Source organism: Phytohabitans houttuyneae (assembly GCF_011764425.1).
Taxonomy (GTDB): domain Bacteria; phylum Actinomycetota; class Actinomycetes; order Mycobacteriales; family Micromonosporaceae; genus Phytohabitans; species Phytohabitans houttuyneae.
This window is the reverse complement of the sequence record NZ_BLPF01000005.1, coordinates 127,639-141,114: the sequence shown is the minus strand read 5'-3', so window position 1 is coordinate 141,114 and position 13,476 is coordinate 127,639. Positions and strand designations below refer to the sequence as shown.

Sequence of the window (13,476 nt, the reverse complement as noted above, 5' to 3'; positions counted from 1 at the left end):
CCCGCCCCGCGAAGGTCGTCAGACGTTGAAGCCGAGCGCCCGCAGCTGGTCGCGGCCCTCGTCCGTAATCTTGTCCGGGCCCCACGGCGGCAGCCACACCCAGTTGATGCGGAAGTCCTTCACCAGGCCGCCGCCCGGGCCGGTGGTCAGCGCGGAACGCGTCTGGTCCTCGATCACGTCCGTGAGCGGGCAGGCCGCCGACGTCAGCGTCATGTCCAGCGTCGCCACGTTTTCGTCGTCGACGTGGATGCCGTAGACGAGGCCGAGGTCGACGACGTTGATGCCCAGCTCGGGGTCGACGACGTCCTTCATCGCCTCTTCGACGTCCGCGACGGCGGACTTCGTCACGTCACTCATGATCCCTGTACCTCCGATGCAGCGGCGGACGAAGGCGAGCCGGTCACGCCGGCCCGCACCGCGGCGTCCTTGAACGCCATCCACGGTAACAACGCGCACTTCACGCGCGCCGGGTAGCGGGCCACGCCGGCGAAGGCGATGCCGTCGCCGAGCAGCTCCTCGTCGGGCGTCACCTGGCCCCGGCCGCCCATCAGCTCGACGAAGCCGTCCATGATCTTGAACGCCCGGCCGGCTTCTTGGCCGCGCAGCAGCTCGTGCAGCACGCTCGCCGAGGCCTGGCTGATCGAGCAGCCCATGCCGTCGTACGAGATGTCGGTCAGCTCGTCGCCGTCGGTGGCCACCCGGATGGTGACCTCGTCACCGCAGGTGGGGTTGACGTGATGCGCCTCGCCCACCGACGAGCCGGCACCAGGCTCGCGCAGCCCACGGCCGTGCGGGTGCTTGTAGTGGTCGAGGATGATTTCCTGGTACAGCTGCTCGAACTCCATCAGTCGAACACCTTCCGAACCTGCTCGAGGCCGCGCACCAGCGCGTCGACCTCGCCAGCCGTCGTGTAGAGGTAGAACGACGCCCGGGTCATGGCGGGCACCCCGTACCGCACGCAGAGCGGACGGGCGCAGTGGTGGCCGACGCGCACCTCCACGCCGACCGAGTCGAGGATCTGCCCCACGTCGTGTGGATGTATCCCGTCGAGCCCGAACGAGATCGTGCCGCCCCGGCCCACCGGCGTGGTGGGACCGAAGATGCGCAGGCCGGGCACGGTGGCGAGGGCGTCCAGCGCGTACGCCGCGAGCTCCTTCTCGTGCCACCGGATGGCTTCCATGCCGATGCCGGTGAGGTAGTCGACGGCGGCGCCCAGCCCCACGGCCTCGGCGATCGGCGGGGTGCCCGCCTCGAACCGGGCCGGCGGCGGCGCGAACGTCGACCGCTCCATCGTGACCGTCTCGATCATGGAGCCGCCGCCGAGCACCGGCGGCATCGCCTCCAGCAGCTCGTGCCGTCCCCACAGCACGCCGATGCCGGTGGGACCGCACATCTTGTGCCCGGTGAACGCCAGGAAGTCGGCGCCCAGATCAGCCACGTCGACCGGGATGTGCGGCGCGGCCTGCGAGGCGTCGAGCAGTACCAGCGCGCCCACCTCGTGCGCCCGCGTGGTGATGGCGGAGGTGGGGTTGATGGTGCCGAGGACGTTGGAGACGAGCGCGTACGACACGAGCTTGGTGCGCTCGTTGACAAGCTCGTCCAGGTCTTCGAGGTCGAGGCGGCCGGCGTCGGTCACCCGGAACCACCGCAGCGTCGCGCCGGTGCGCTCGCACAGCAGCTGCCACGGCACGATGTTGGAGTGGTGCTCCATCTCGGAGATCACGATCTCGTCGCCGGGGCCGATCGCGAGCCGCGAGCCCTTCGGCGAGTTGGAGATCGCGTACGCCACGAGGTTGATCGCCTCGGTCGCGTTCTTGACGAAGACGATCTCCTCGGGGCGCGCGGCGTTGACGAAGTGGGCCACCTTGGCGCGGGCCCCCTCGTACGCCTCCGTCGCCTCGGTGCCGACCTGGTGCACCGAGCGGGCCACGTTGCCGTTGTGCCGCTCGAGGTGCTCCGTCATCGCGTCGATCACCTGGCGCGGCTTCTGCGAGGTGTTGCCGCTGTCCAGGTACACCATCGGGTGGCCGTTGACCTCCCGACCCAGGATCGGGAAGTCGGCGCGCACCTTCTCCACGTCGAAGCGAGGCACGTCGCCGTACTGCGGCATGCCCTCCGGGATCGTGATGGTCATGATCCGGTCTCCCGGCTTCTCGCCGCCCGCGGCCACGAATTCGCTGAGTTGGATGATTCGCTCGCAAGCTCGCTCATGTGTAACCCCTCAGGCGGTGGCCGGTCCGGCCCCTGCCAGGTAGCGCTCGTAGCCCTCGGCTTCGAGCTTTTCGGCGAGCTCCGGGCCGCCCTCCTCGACGATCCGGCCGGCCACGAAGACGTGCACGAAGTCGGGCTGGATGTACCGGAGGATCCGGGTGTAGTGCGTGATCAGCAGCAGGCCGGTCTCGCCGGTGGCGCGGACGCGGTTGACGCCCTCGCTGACCACGCGCAGCGCGTCGATGTCGAGGCCGGAGTCGGTCTCGTCGAGGATCGCCACGCGCGGGTTGAGCAGCTCGAGCTGCATGATCTCGTGGCGCTTCTTCTCACCGCCGGAGAAGCCCTCGTTGACGTTGCGCTGGGCGAAGGCGGGGTCCATGTGCAGCCGCTCCATCGCGCCGCGCAGCTCACCGGCCCAGGTGCGCAGCTTCGGCGCCTCGCCGTCGATCGCGGTCTTGGCGGTGCGCAGGAAGTTGGCCACCGAGACGCCGGGGACCTCCACCGGGTACTGCATGGCGAGGAAGAGGCCCGCCCGGGCCCGCTCGTCGACGGTCATGGACAGCACGTCGGCGCCGTCGAGGGTGACGGTGCCGGCGGTGACCTGGTACTTGGGGTGGCCGGCGATCGAGTACGCCAGGGTGGACTTGCCCGACCCGTTCGGCCCCATGATCGCGTGCGTCTCACCAGCGCGGACGGTCAGGTTGACCCCGGCGAGGATCGGCTTCAGCTCACCCTCGGGCAGCTTGACCGACACCTGCAGGTCGCGGATCTCCAGGGTGCTCATGACGGGTGTACTCCATTGCTAGGTTTGGGCCGGCCATTTTCGTCAACTGAGATATAGACGTCGCCGTCGCGGACCTCGACCGGGTAGATCGGGACGGGCTCGGTGGCCGGCAGGCCGGTGGGCTGGCCGGTGCGCAGGTCGAAGCGGGAGCCGTGCAGCCAGCACTCGAGCGTGCAGCCGTCGACCTCACCCTCCGAGAGCGGCACCTCGGCGTGCGAGCACATGTCGTGGATGGCGTAGAAGTTGTCGTCTTCGGCGTGCACCAGCGCGACCTCGACGCCGTCGATGGCGGCGGCGACTGAGGAGCCCTTGGGCACGTCCTCCACGGAACAGACCTTGATCATGTGCCCGCCTTCAGCAGGCGCTCCTCGATCGAGGCGCCGAGCCGCTCGCGCAGCTCCTCGACGGGGATCTTGTTGATCAGCTCGGCGAAGAAGCCGCGCACGACGAGCTTGCGCGCCTCGGACTCCGGGATCCCCCGGGCCATCAGATAGAAAAGCTGCTCGTCATCGAATCGGCCGGTCGCGCTCGCGTGGCCGGCGCCGGCCACCTCGCCGGTCTCGATCTCCAGATTGGGTACCGAGTCCGCCCGCGCACCGTCCGTCAGCACGAGGTTGCGGTTGATCTCGTACGTGTCGGTGCCGGTCGCCTGCACCTGGATCAGCACATCGCCGACCCACACGGTGTGCGCGCCCTCGCCCTGCAGCGCCCCGCGGTAGCCGACGTAGCTGCGGCAGTCCGGCACGCTGTGGTCGACGAGCTGGCGGTGCTCGAGGTGCTGGCCGGCGTCGGCGAAGTACAGCCCGTAGAGCTCGGCCTCGCCGCCGCGCCCGGTGTAGTCGACGCTTGTGTACTGCCGCACAAGGTCACCGCCGAGCGACACCTGCACGTGCGTCACCCGCGCGTCGCGGCCGAGCCGGAAGCGGATGTGCTGCGCCTGCACGGCGTCGGGGGCCCAGTCGGCCACGGTGACGAAAGTGAGCTTCGCACCGTCGGCGATCGCGACCTCGACGTTGTCGGCGAGCGTGACCGAACCGGTCTGCTCCAGCACGATCGTGGCCTCGGCGAACCGCCCGACCTCGATGAACGTGTGCCCGAAGCTCACCGCGCCGTCGCCGACCACCTTGAGGATGGCTGGCGCGTCGAGCACCGACTCGGCGTCGACCGCGATCACGGACGCCTGGGTCACGCGGCCGTAGGCGAGGGCGCTGACCCGGTCGAACGGCGTCAGCACGCTACCGATCCGCGCATCAGTCTTGTCCACAGTGGACACGCTGACGCCGGCCGGAAGCGACGTGTACCCGATGGCGGGAGCGGGACCACCGACCACGTCGCCGGTCAGGCCGCGGAGGCGCTTGAGCGGCGTGAAGCGCCAGTCTTCCTCCAGGCCGGTGAGGGCGGGGAAATCGGCGACGTCGTACGACCGCAGCGCCTGCGCTTTGCTCTTGGGTGGGCTCAGCGTCTTCGGTGCACCTGCGGCCAGGGTGTCGGTCATCTAGCCGACGGCTCCTTCCATCTGCAGTTCGATGAGGCGGTTGAGCTCCAGCGCGTACTCCATCGGGAGCTCCTTGGCGATCGGCTCGATGAAGCCGCGCACGATCATCGCCATCGCCTCGTCCTCGGTCAGGCCCCGGCTCATCAGGTAGAAGAGCTGGTCCTCACTGACCTTGGAGACGGTCGCCTCGTGACCCATCGAGACGTCGTCCTCGCGGATGTCCACGTACGGGTACGTGTCGGAGCGCGAGATCGTGTCGACCAGCAGCGCGTCGCACTTCACCGTGCTCTTGCTGTGGTGCGAGCCCTCGAGCACCTGGACCAGGCCCCGGTACGAGGTGCGGCCGCCGCCACGGGCGATCGACTTGCTGATGATGGTGGAGGACGTGTTGGGCGCGGCGTGCACCATCTTGGCGCCGGCGTCCTGGTGCTGCCCCTCGCCGGCCATCGCGACCGAGAGCACCTCGCCCTTGGCGTGGTCGCCGGTCATGTACACGGCCGGGTACTTCATCGTGACCTTGGAGCCGATGTTGCCGTCGATCCACTCCATGGTCGCGCCCTCGTGCGCCACGGCGCGCTTGGTGACCAGGTTGTAGACGTTGTTCGACCAGTTCTGGATCGTCGTGTACCGGCAGCGCGCGTTCTTCTTCACGATGATCTCGACGACCGCGCTGTGCAGCGAGTCGGAGGAGTAGATCGGCGCGGTGCAGCCCTCGACGTAGTGCACGTACGCACCCTCGTCGACGATGATCAGGGTCCGCTCGAACTGGCCCATGTTTTCCGTGTTGATCCGGAAGTAGGCCTGGAGCGGGATCTCCACGTTTACGCCCTTCGGCACGTAGATGAACGAGCCACCGGACCACACCGCGGTGTTGAGCGCGGCGAACTTGTTGTCGCCGACCGGGATCACCGTGCCGAAGTACTCCTTGAAGAGCTCCGGGTGCTCCTTGAGCGCGGTGTCGGTGTCGAGGAAGACGACGCCCTGCTCCTCAAGGTCCTCACGGATCTTGTGGTAGACGACCTCGGACTCGTACTGCGCGGCGACACCCGCCACGAGGCGCTGCTTCTCCGCCTCGGGGATGCCCAGCTTGTCGTACGTGTTCTTGATGTCGGCGGGCAGGTCGTCCCAGGTGGCCGCCTGCTTCTCCGTGGAGCGCACGAAGTACTTGATGTTGTTGAAGTCAATGCCGGTGAGGTCGGCGCCCCAGGCGGGCATCGGCTTGCGACCGAACAGCCGCAGGCCCTTGAGCCGCAGGTCGAGCATCCACTCCGGCTCGTTCTTCTTCGCCGAGATGTCGCGGACGACCGCCTCGTTGAGACCCCGCTGTGCGGCGGCGCCGGCGACGTCCGAGTCGGCCCAGCCGTACTCGTAGTTACCGAGGACGGCGAGCTGCTCCGCTTGGGTCATCTGCTCGGTCATCTATTCGGTCCTCACCGTGATTGTTTGTGCCGGAATGTGCGTGGTGCACACCCCGTCGCCGTGCGCGATGGTGGCTAGGCGCTGCACGTGGGTGCCGATCAGGCGGGAGATCACCGCGGTCTCGGCCTCGCACAGCTGGGGAAACTCGGCGGCCACGTGCGCCACCGGGCAGTGGTGCTGGCAGAGCTGGCCGCCGGACGCGATGGTCGACGCGTTGGCAGCGTAGCCCTCCGCGGTCAGGGCGTCGGCGAGCGCCTCGGCACGCGCGAGCGGGTCCTCACCGGCCCCCTCCATCGCGGCGCGGCAGCGCGCCTCCAGCCCGGACACCTGCTCGGCGGCGAACTCCGACACCGCTGCCGCCCCGTTGTTACGGGAGATCCAGCGCAGCGCGGCGGTGGCCATGCCGTCGTAGAAGTGGGTGCCGCAGTCCTGCTTGCCGGCGTCCGTCAGCACGAACACGCGGGCAGGTCGCCCGCGGCCTCGGTGGCCCCGAACCGGGCGCTCGCGCGAGACGACGGCCCCGTCGGCCAGCATGGCGTCAAGGTGCTTGCGGATGGCGGCGGAGCTGAGCCCCAGCTCGGCGCCAAGCTCGGCCGCGGTGGCCGAGCCGTGCGCCAGGAGCAGCCGGGCAACGCGGTCACGGGTGCGCCCGTCGACCGCCGCCGGGTGCTCAGGGAGCGCCGCCACGTTTTTCACAACGCCCACGTTACGTATTTCCGCGAGCGCCCGCAAACCCGGGTCGGCGTGATCCACCCCACCGGGGTGAGCCCAGAATCCCCCGATCGTGCGAGTCGTCCGCTTCGCCCCATTGTGGGCGGCCTGGACCGCGCCGCACTGCGATGCTACGTGGCCGCCGGCCCCCCGCCGCGGCTGGGCACTCTTCCGCGGCCGGGGGCGCTCGCCGACCCGCTTCAGGACCAGGATTTGAGCTACCGCGATGTCCGCGGTGGTCCGGAGGTCTCGGTGCGGTGGGACGGAGCTACGGGACGTGGGCGGGGATGGGGACCGGCTGGGTGTGGGCCGGAGCGTCGGTCTGGGCGGCGGGTGGTGTGGACGCGGGGCGCAGGGACCAGACGAGCGACAGCGTGGCGAGCCAGACCAAACAGGCGCCGAGCATGTGGGCGCCGACCAGCAGGACCGGCAGGTCGGTGAAGTACTGCACGAAGCCGATCAGGCCCTGGCCGAGCTCGACCGCGAGCAGCACCGCCGCCGCGCGGGCGGCAGTGCGCTGGCCCATCGCGCGCAGAGTGATCCACGCGGCCACCGTCAGGCCGATCAGCAGGAACACCAGGTCGGCGTGTACCTGGGAGATGGTCTCGGGGTCCAGGCCGTTGCGGGCGGCACCGTGGTCGCCGGAGTGCGGGCCGCTGCCCGTGACCCACGTGCCGACCACCAGCACGGCGGCGCTCGCGATGGCCACGGCCCAGGCCAGCGGGCGCAGCGCGGGCGGGACCGGTGTCGCGGGCTCGGGTGGGTCGGTGGCGCGCCAGAAGGCGTACGCCAGGGCGATCACGGCGATCGACGCGAGAAAGTGCAGGCCGACCACCCACGGGTTGAGGTCGGTGAGGACCGTGAAGCCGCCGATCACGCCCTGCGCGGGGATGCCCAGGAAGACGGCGACCGAGAGCCACCGCAGGCGGCCCCGGTGGCGCCAGGCGGCCACCACGCCGGCGACCGCGACCGCGGCGACCACGAAGGTCAGCAGGCGGTTGCCGAACTCGATGACGCCGTGGACGCCCATCTCGGCGGTCGTCGTGTACGACTCGTCGGTACAGCGCGGCCACGTGGGGCAGCCCAGCCCGGAGTCGGTCAGCCGCACCGCGCCGCCCGTCACCACGATGGCGACGTTGGCGACGATGGAAGCGAGGGCGAGGCGGCGGAGCACGGAAACTATCGTACGTAGTAGCTCCGGAGCGCCCTCACCCGGCCAGCTTGTACGCCCGGATCACCGTCTGCGTCACCGTGTTGCCGGCGCTGTCCGCCGCGGTCGCGCGGAGCGAGACGTAGCCGTCGCGGGCCGGGTGGGTGAGCGTCGCCTGGCCGGCCACCACCGGGGCGGGCGCCCAGGTCGCGCCGTCGTCGTACGAGACCTCGACCGCCAGGCTGCGGTTGGCGCCGGCCGCCGAGTCGGGCTGTGCCACCACGCTCACCGGTACCGTCACGGTCTGCCCGGACGGCGCGGCGTTCTCCTCGTCGACCCGCGGCGCGAACCGCACCGTGGACAGCGGCAGCCGCGCCGCCGCGTCACCGGTGACGTGCGCCGAGCGGAACGTCCAAGCCACGCTGACCCGCGTGGAGAGCGTGGCCGGGCCGCTGCGCTCGGCGCTCATCTCCAGGCGGTAGTCGGCCGCCTCCGGCGGCACCTCGAACTCCGCCGTCAGCTCGTCGGCGGACGCGACGACGGACGAGGCGCGGTACAGCGTGATCCGGCCGGCGGCGATCGAGGAGTAGCCGGCCCGGCCTGCGCCGTCGCCGTACAGCGGGGCGAGCACCAGGAGCGTGTCGCCGCGGCGGGTCACCCACTGGTGCTCGTACGCCGGGGAGGCCACCGTCGGGCCGAAGACGCCGCGGCTCCACTGCTCCTGGTACGCCTGGCCGCCCCGGTACGCCACGGGCGGCGCGACGGTGGACGTCACGTACTGGTCGGTGGTCATCTCGTCGAACGAGCGGAACCACCGCACACGCCCCTCGACGTTGTAGTACTCGGTGCGCGCCGAGGGCAGGGCGACGGGCATCGCGTAGGCGAAGCCGCCCATCACGGTGTCGGGCAGCACCGGCCACGCCATCTTCTGCCCGGTGGTACCCGATGCCTCGTGGCCGTGGTCCGCGCGGACGGTGGCCAGGTCGGCGGCGGTGAGCGTGCGCCCGAAGCCGGTCGGCATGCGGTCCTCGGTGAGCCAGCCGAGCAGGTACGCGCCACCGTCGAAGCCGTACGTCGCGGAGACCCGGTTGACGAAGCCGGCCCCGGTGCCGCCGATGCCCGCCGTGTAGAGCCCGCCGAACGTGCGGCCCAGCGTGCCGACCTCGACCGTGCGGCCGGGCGCGATCGACACCGCGGCCACCTCGGCGAACTCCTGTACCGCGTCGGCCCTCGGCAGCGTCACGGAGATCGGCGCGCCCTGCCGCGCGTCGAGGGTCGCGGTGGTCGCGCCGGCCACGTCCAGGGTGGGCTGGCCGACGATCGTGGTGGCGTACCCGTTGCCGTCCGGCCCGGTGATCGCGCTGAGCACCGCGTACCGCCCCTTGGGCACGCGGGTGGTGACCGTGCCGGCGGAGGCGGGCAGGCTCTGTGCGATCTTGCCGTCGGCGGAGGCGAGGACTGTCACGTACCCGTCGGCGGCCGCGCCGTCCCGCCCCACGTGCGCGACTGTCACGTCGTAGCTCTCCACCTCGCGGTCCACGGCGAGCGGCAGCCGCAGCGCGCCGGCGACAAGATGGCCGGTGAGCAGGCCCTCGCCGCCGTCGACGGTGCCATCCGCCGTCACCGTCACCTCGGCCGACCCGCCGGCCGGAACGCTCACCGAGGCCGGAGCGACGGTGAACACCCGCGGCCCGTCCACGGATACGTCGAGGTCCACCGCGGCGTCACCGGCGTTGCGCAGCGAGACGACCCGGGTGACCGGCTGGTCGTCGACGTGCGGCCACGCCAGGCGGCCGAAGCTGACGCTGGCGGGGCTCGCCGTCAGCGACTGGGCCACCGCGCGACCCACGTCGAGCCGCCCCGCCCCCTCGGCGAACGCGTCGCCGAGCACCGGCCGCGCCGCGCTCATCAGCCCGCCCTTGAGCTGGGCCGGCGTCCAGTCGGGGTGCTGCTGGGCGAGGATCGCGGCGGCACCGGCGACGTGCGGCGCGGCCATCGAGGTACCCGAAAGGGCCGTCTCGCCCTGCCCCGGCAGCCCGGAGTCGGCGCCGCGGGCGGCGACGATGTCGACGCCCGGCGCGGTGATGTCCGGCTTGATGGCGCCGTCGACGCGCGGGCCGCGGCTGGAGAAGGCGGCCAGGACGTCCGACTTGCTCACCGCGCCGACCGCGAGCGCGGCGTCCGCGCTGGCCGGGGAGGCGATCGTTCCGGTACCGGGCACGTTGCCGGCCGCGACCACGAACAGCGTGCCGTGCTCGGCGGTCAGCGTGCCGACCGCCTCCTCGATCGGGTCGAGACCGGGCGTGTCCGGCCCTCCGAGGCTGAGGTTGACGACCTTGGCGCCCTGGTCGGCCGCCCACTGCATGCCGGCGAGGATCCACGACTCGGCGCAGCCACCGACCACGCACACCTTGCCGTCGAGCAGGCGCGCGCCGGGCGCCACACCGGCGGTACCGGCCACGGTGGAGGCCACGTGCGTGCCGTGGCCGGTGCGGTCCTTGCTGTCCTCGTTCTCCTCGGTGAAGTTCTGCCGCGCGGTCACCCGGTCGGCGAGCGCGGGGTGGGCGGCATCGATGCCGCTGTCGAGCACCGCGACGGTGACGCCGGTCCCGTCGTAGCCGGCCGCCCACGCCTGCGGCGCGCCCACCTGCGGCACGCTCTGCGCGAGCGAGGGCCGGCGCAGGCCGTCGAGCCAGATCGTGTCGACGCCGATGGTGAGCCGCCGCTCGGCCGGCCCGCCGACGGTGAACGTGCCCCAGAACGACGCCAGCCGCGCCGACTGCGCCGCCACCGCGAGCGCGTCGACGGTGGGCAGCTCGCGGGTCACCCGGGCGCCGACCTCCGCCACCCGCTCGCCGACGCGGGCGCGCTCGTCGTCGCCCGCGTACGCCACGATCAGCGGCAGCTCGATCCGCCCGTCGTAGCCGAACGACAGCAGCGTCGTCACGTCGAACAGGCGGGGGTCGAGGTCGCCGGCGCGCAGCAGCGGCAGCGCGTCCGCCGGTACCACATGGATGTGGCCGTCGCCGTCGCGGCGGGTGACGAACGGCATCGCCTCGCGGCCGGGTGCCGGCCGCACGGACGCCTTGTCGCCGGCCGTCACCGTCACGACGTCGCCGGAGACGAGCGTGACGCCCCGCGAGTCGGCGGGGGCCGTGGCCGGTGCGAGGACCGACGCGGCAGCGGGTGCAACACCAACAGCAGCGCACAGCATGACCAATGCCGCCGCTCGCCCGATAACCCGCCGCACTATGTCACCTCCACCGAAACGGACATCGATGGACGACTATACGCGGATGGGCTCAGAGGCGCGAGGTGATGGCCTCCGCGAATCGCTCGGGCGCGCCCGCGGCGGTGCCGAGGAACAGCGACGGCTCGGTGAGCTCCAGCTCGACCAGCACCGGCAGGTCGTCGGGGCCGGGTATGAGGTCGACCCGCGCGTAGAGCAGGCGGTCGGCGCCCCCGGGGACGGCCGCGAGCGCCTTGCGCGCGATCTCCAGCTCGGCGTCGAGCGGCGTGCGGGGCCGGATCGACTCCTCCTTGTAGAGGCCCTCGACGTTTTCGTCCGGCCCGGTGAGCATCGCGCCCTTGCGGACCGCGTGGCTGAAAACGAACTGGCCATCGTCAGGGAAGAAGAGCAGCGCGGTTTCCCCGTACGTGTCGACGGCGACCAGGTACGGCTGCACCATGACCAGGCGCCCGGCCGCCTGCAGCCGCGCGACGTGCGCGGCGGCGAGCTCGCGGTGCTCGGCCTTGACCAGGTTGTACCGCCCGGAGTCGAGGCTGCCCGCGCCCACCGCCGGCTTGACCACGAACTCGCCCACCAGCGGCGGCTCCCACGCCTCGCCCGGCTCGACCCAGGTGGTGGGCACGACGGGCACGCCAGCGGCGGCCAGCTCGCGCAGGTACCGCTTGTCGGTGTTCCAGCTGACGACGTCGGCCGGGTTGGCCAGGCGGGGCACCTTGGCGGCCCAGGCGACGAACTCCTCGCGCCGGGCCACGTAGTCCCACGGCGAGCGGATCACGGCGAGGGCGAAGGAGGCCCAGTCGACGGCCGCGTCCCAGGCGACCGGGACGACCTCGACGCCGCGCTCGCGCAACGCCGGCACGACCAGCCGGTCGTCCGCGTCCAGCTCGGGGATGCGGTCACACGTAACGAGAGCGACCCGGGATCGCTCCCGGGTCGCTGGGACAGAAACTTCGTTCAACACAACGGCTAACGAGCGAGTGATCGCCGGCCCATCGACCTCCACAGGTCGTTGCTCGGGCGCATCTGGTCCATGAGCTCGCGCTCCCACTCGTTTTCCACCTCGACGCCTGCCTTGACGCACGCCTGGCGCGCCACGTCGGTGCCGTCGGCGAACTGGTCAGCCCACTCCCCGTCGCCTCCGACGAGGACGATGCGGGCGCCACGCTTGCCGACGTACTCGATGACCGCCTTTGCACCGCCGTGACCGGCGGCGAATGCCCGGAGACCCGCGACGAGGCCGCTGGAGGCCTGCGCCGTGGCCGTCGGGCCGGCGATCAGGTTGGTATCGGAACCATCTGCCATGCGACCGAGCGTAAGCAGAGGCACCTACCGGCGACGGCCCTCTCACGTTTTTTTGTGATGCCAATTACCCGACGTTTAATCCCCGTATCCCTGTGGTTTTGCCCGATTTATGGACTTAAATCAGTCCAAAGGGGCGGGACAAAAGGGACGCTACTTCAAGCGTTCATCGATGGTCGAGGCGGTCGGGCGATTCCGGGTCTAATTCGAGCGAAAGGGACATTAGACGAGGGCGTCAGCAGCCACCGCGACGAAGAGGATCGTCAGGTACGTGATCGTCCAGTGGAACAGCCGCATGGGACGCATCTGCTCCCCCGCTTGGCGCGACCGACCAGCGCGTACGCCTCGCGGAGCAGCAGCACGCCGGTGACGACAGCGGTCACCCCGTAGATCGGGCTGAGGCCGAGCGCGCCGCGGCCCAGCGGCCACACGGCGACCGACGCGGCCACGGTCAGCCAGCTGAAGAGCAGGATCTCCACGTTGACCCGGCGCTGCGAGGCGACCACCGGCAGCATCGGGATGCCGGCGCGGGCGTAGTCGGCCTTGAACCGGATCGCGAGCGCGTAGAAGTGCGGCATCTGCCAGAAGAACACGACGGCGAACAGCCCCCACGCGGTGGCGGAGAGCCCACCGGTCACCGCCGCCCAGCCGATGAGCACCGGCGCCGCGCCGCACACACCGCCCCAGAACGTGTTCGCCGGGGTGCTGCGCTTGAGCCACAGGGTGTAGACCACGTCGTAGTAGACGATCGCCGCGAGGGTGAGGCCGGTCGCCAGCCAGTTGGTGAAGGCGGCCATCAGCGCCACCGACACGACGCCAAGGACGAGGCCGAAGACCAGTGCGCTGCGCGGCGAGACCCGGTGCGCCGGGAGCGGGCGGCGCGACGTGCGCTTCATCACCTGGTCGATGTCGCGGTCGATGTAGCAGTTCAGCGCGTTCGCCGCGCCGGCCGCGAGCGAGCCGCCGACGAGCACCACGGCCACCAGCCACAGCGAGGGGATACCGCCGGCCGCGAGCATCATCGCCGGCACGGTGGTGACCAGCAGCAGCTCGACGATGCGCGGCTTGGTCAGCGCCACGTACGCCTTAATCACGGCGACCACGTCGCCCGCGCGCACGCGCTGCCGGGGCGGTACCAGGTCGCGCGGGGCGACCGG

General features: G+C 71.1%; 11 protein-coding genes and 2 pseudogenes. All 13 read right to left on the bottom strand.

All coding sequences use genetic code 11. The features are described 5' to 3' along the window. Positions 1 to 18 precede the first annotated feature (18 nt). Positions 19 to 342 (bottom strand): annotated as a pseudogene (locus tag Phou_RS49390) (metal-sulfur cluster assembly factor); the annotation flags it as partial. Positions 343 to 353: 11 nt separating this feature from the next. After that, positions 354 to 845: a Fe-S cluster assembly sulfur transfer protein SufU gene (gene sufU, locus Phou_RS49385; protein WP_173071801.1), complete on the bottom strand. Its 492-nt coding sequence runs from the start codon at positions 843 to 845 to the stop codon at positions 354 to 356. Next, complete coding sequence (locus Phou_RS49380) at positions 845 to 2,137, bottom strand: cysteine desulfurase (RefSeq protein WP_173072167.1); 1,293 nt, start codon at positions 2,135 to 2,137, stop codon at positions 845 to 847. The genes sufU and Phou_RS49380 overlap by 1 nt, the downstream gene beginning before the upstream one ends. A gap of 84 nt (positions 2,138 to 2,221) precedes the next feature. Further along, positions 2,222 to 2,995: a Fe-S cluster assembly ATPase SufC gene (gene sufC / locus Phou_RS49375; RefSeq protein WP_173071799.1), complete on the bottom strand. Its 774-nt coding sequence runs from the start codon at positions 2,993 to 2,995 to the stop codon at positions 2,222 to 2,224. Next, entirely contained in the window at positions 2,992 to 3,339 is a 348-nt protein-coding gene (locus tag Phou_RS49370; protein ID WP_173071797.1) for a bifunctional 3-phenylpropionate/cinnamic acid dioxygenase ferredoxin subunit, read from the bottom strand. Before Phou_RS49370 ends, sufC begins: the two co-directional genes overlap by 4 nt. Next, positions 3,336 to 4,490: a Fe-S cluster assembly protein SufD gene (gene sufD / locus Phou_RS49365; RefSeq protein ID WP_173071795.1), complete on the bottom strand. Its 1,155-nt coding sequence runs from the start codon at positions 4,488 to 4,490 to the stop codon at positions 3,336 to 3,338. The genes Phou_RS49370 and sufD overlap by 4 nt, the downstream gene beginning before the upstream one ends. Then, on the bottom strand, positions 4,491 to 5,909 hold the full coding sequence (gene sufB, locus Phou_RS49360) for a Fe-S cluster assembly protein SufB (RefSeq protein WP_173071794.1): 1,419 nt from the start codon (positions 5,907 to 5,909) through the stop codon (positions 4,491 to 4,493). Then, complete coding sequence (locus Phou_RS49355) at positions 5,910 to 6,605, bottom strand: helix-turn-helix transcriptional regulator (protein WP_173071792.1); 696 nt, start codon at positions 6,603 to 6,605, stop codon at positions 5,910 to 5,912. A 283-nt stretch (positions 6,606 to 6,888) separates the two neighbouring features. Next, entirely contained in the window at positions 6,889 to 7,803 is a 915-nt protein-coding gene (locus tag Phou_RS49350) for a COX15/CtaA family protein (protein WP_173072165.1), read from the bottom strand. A 25-nt stretch (positions 7,804 to 7,828) separates the two neighbouring features. Then, positions 7,829 to 11,020, bottom strand: coding sequence for a S8 family serine peptidase (locus Phou_RS49345; RefSeq protein ID WP_173071790.1), 3,192 nt, complete (start codon positions 11,018 to 11,020; stop codon positions 7,829 to 7,831). A 52-nt stretch (positions 11,021 to 11,072) separates the two neighbouring features. Beyond that, the gene (locus Phou_RS49340; protein WP_173071788.1) at positions 11,073 to 11,978 is read right to left on the bottom strand and encodes an ATP-grasp domain-containing protein; all 906 of its coding nucleotides are present in this window, start codon (positions 11,976 to 11,978) and stop codon (positions 11,073 to 11,075) included. An 8-nt stretch (positions 11,979 to 11,986) separates the two neighbouring features. Continuing rightward, positions 11,987 to 12,322 carry a hypothetical protein gene (locus Phou_RS49335; protein WP_173071786.1) on the bottom strand — a complete coding sequence of 112 codons (336 nt, stop codon included), beginning with the start codon at positions 12,320 to 12,322 and terminating at the stop codon, positions 11,987 to 11,989. 219 nt (positions 12,323 to 12,541) lie between these two features. Beyond that, a pseudogene (locus Phou_RS49330) lies at positions 12,542 to 13,416 on the bottom strand (heme o synthase); the annotation flags it as partial. Positions 13,417 to 13,476: the final 60 nt, after the last annotated feature.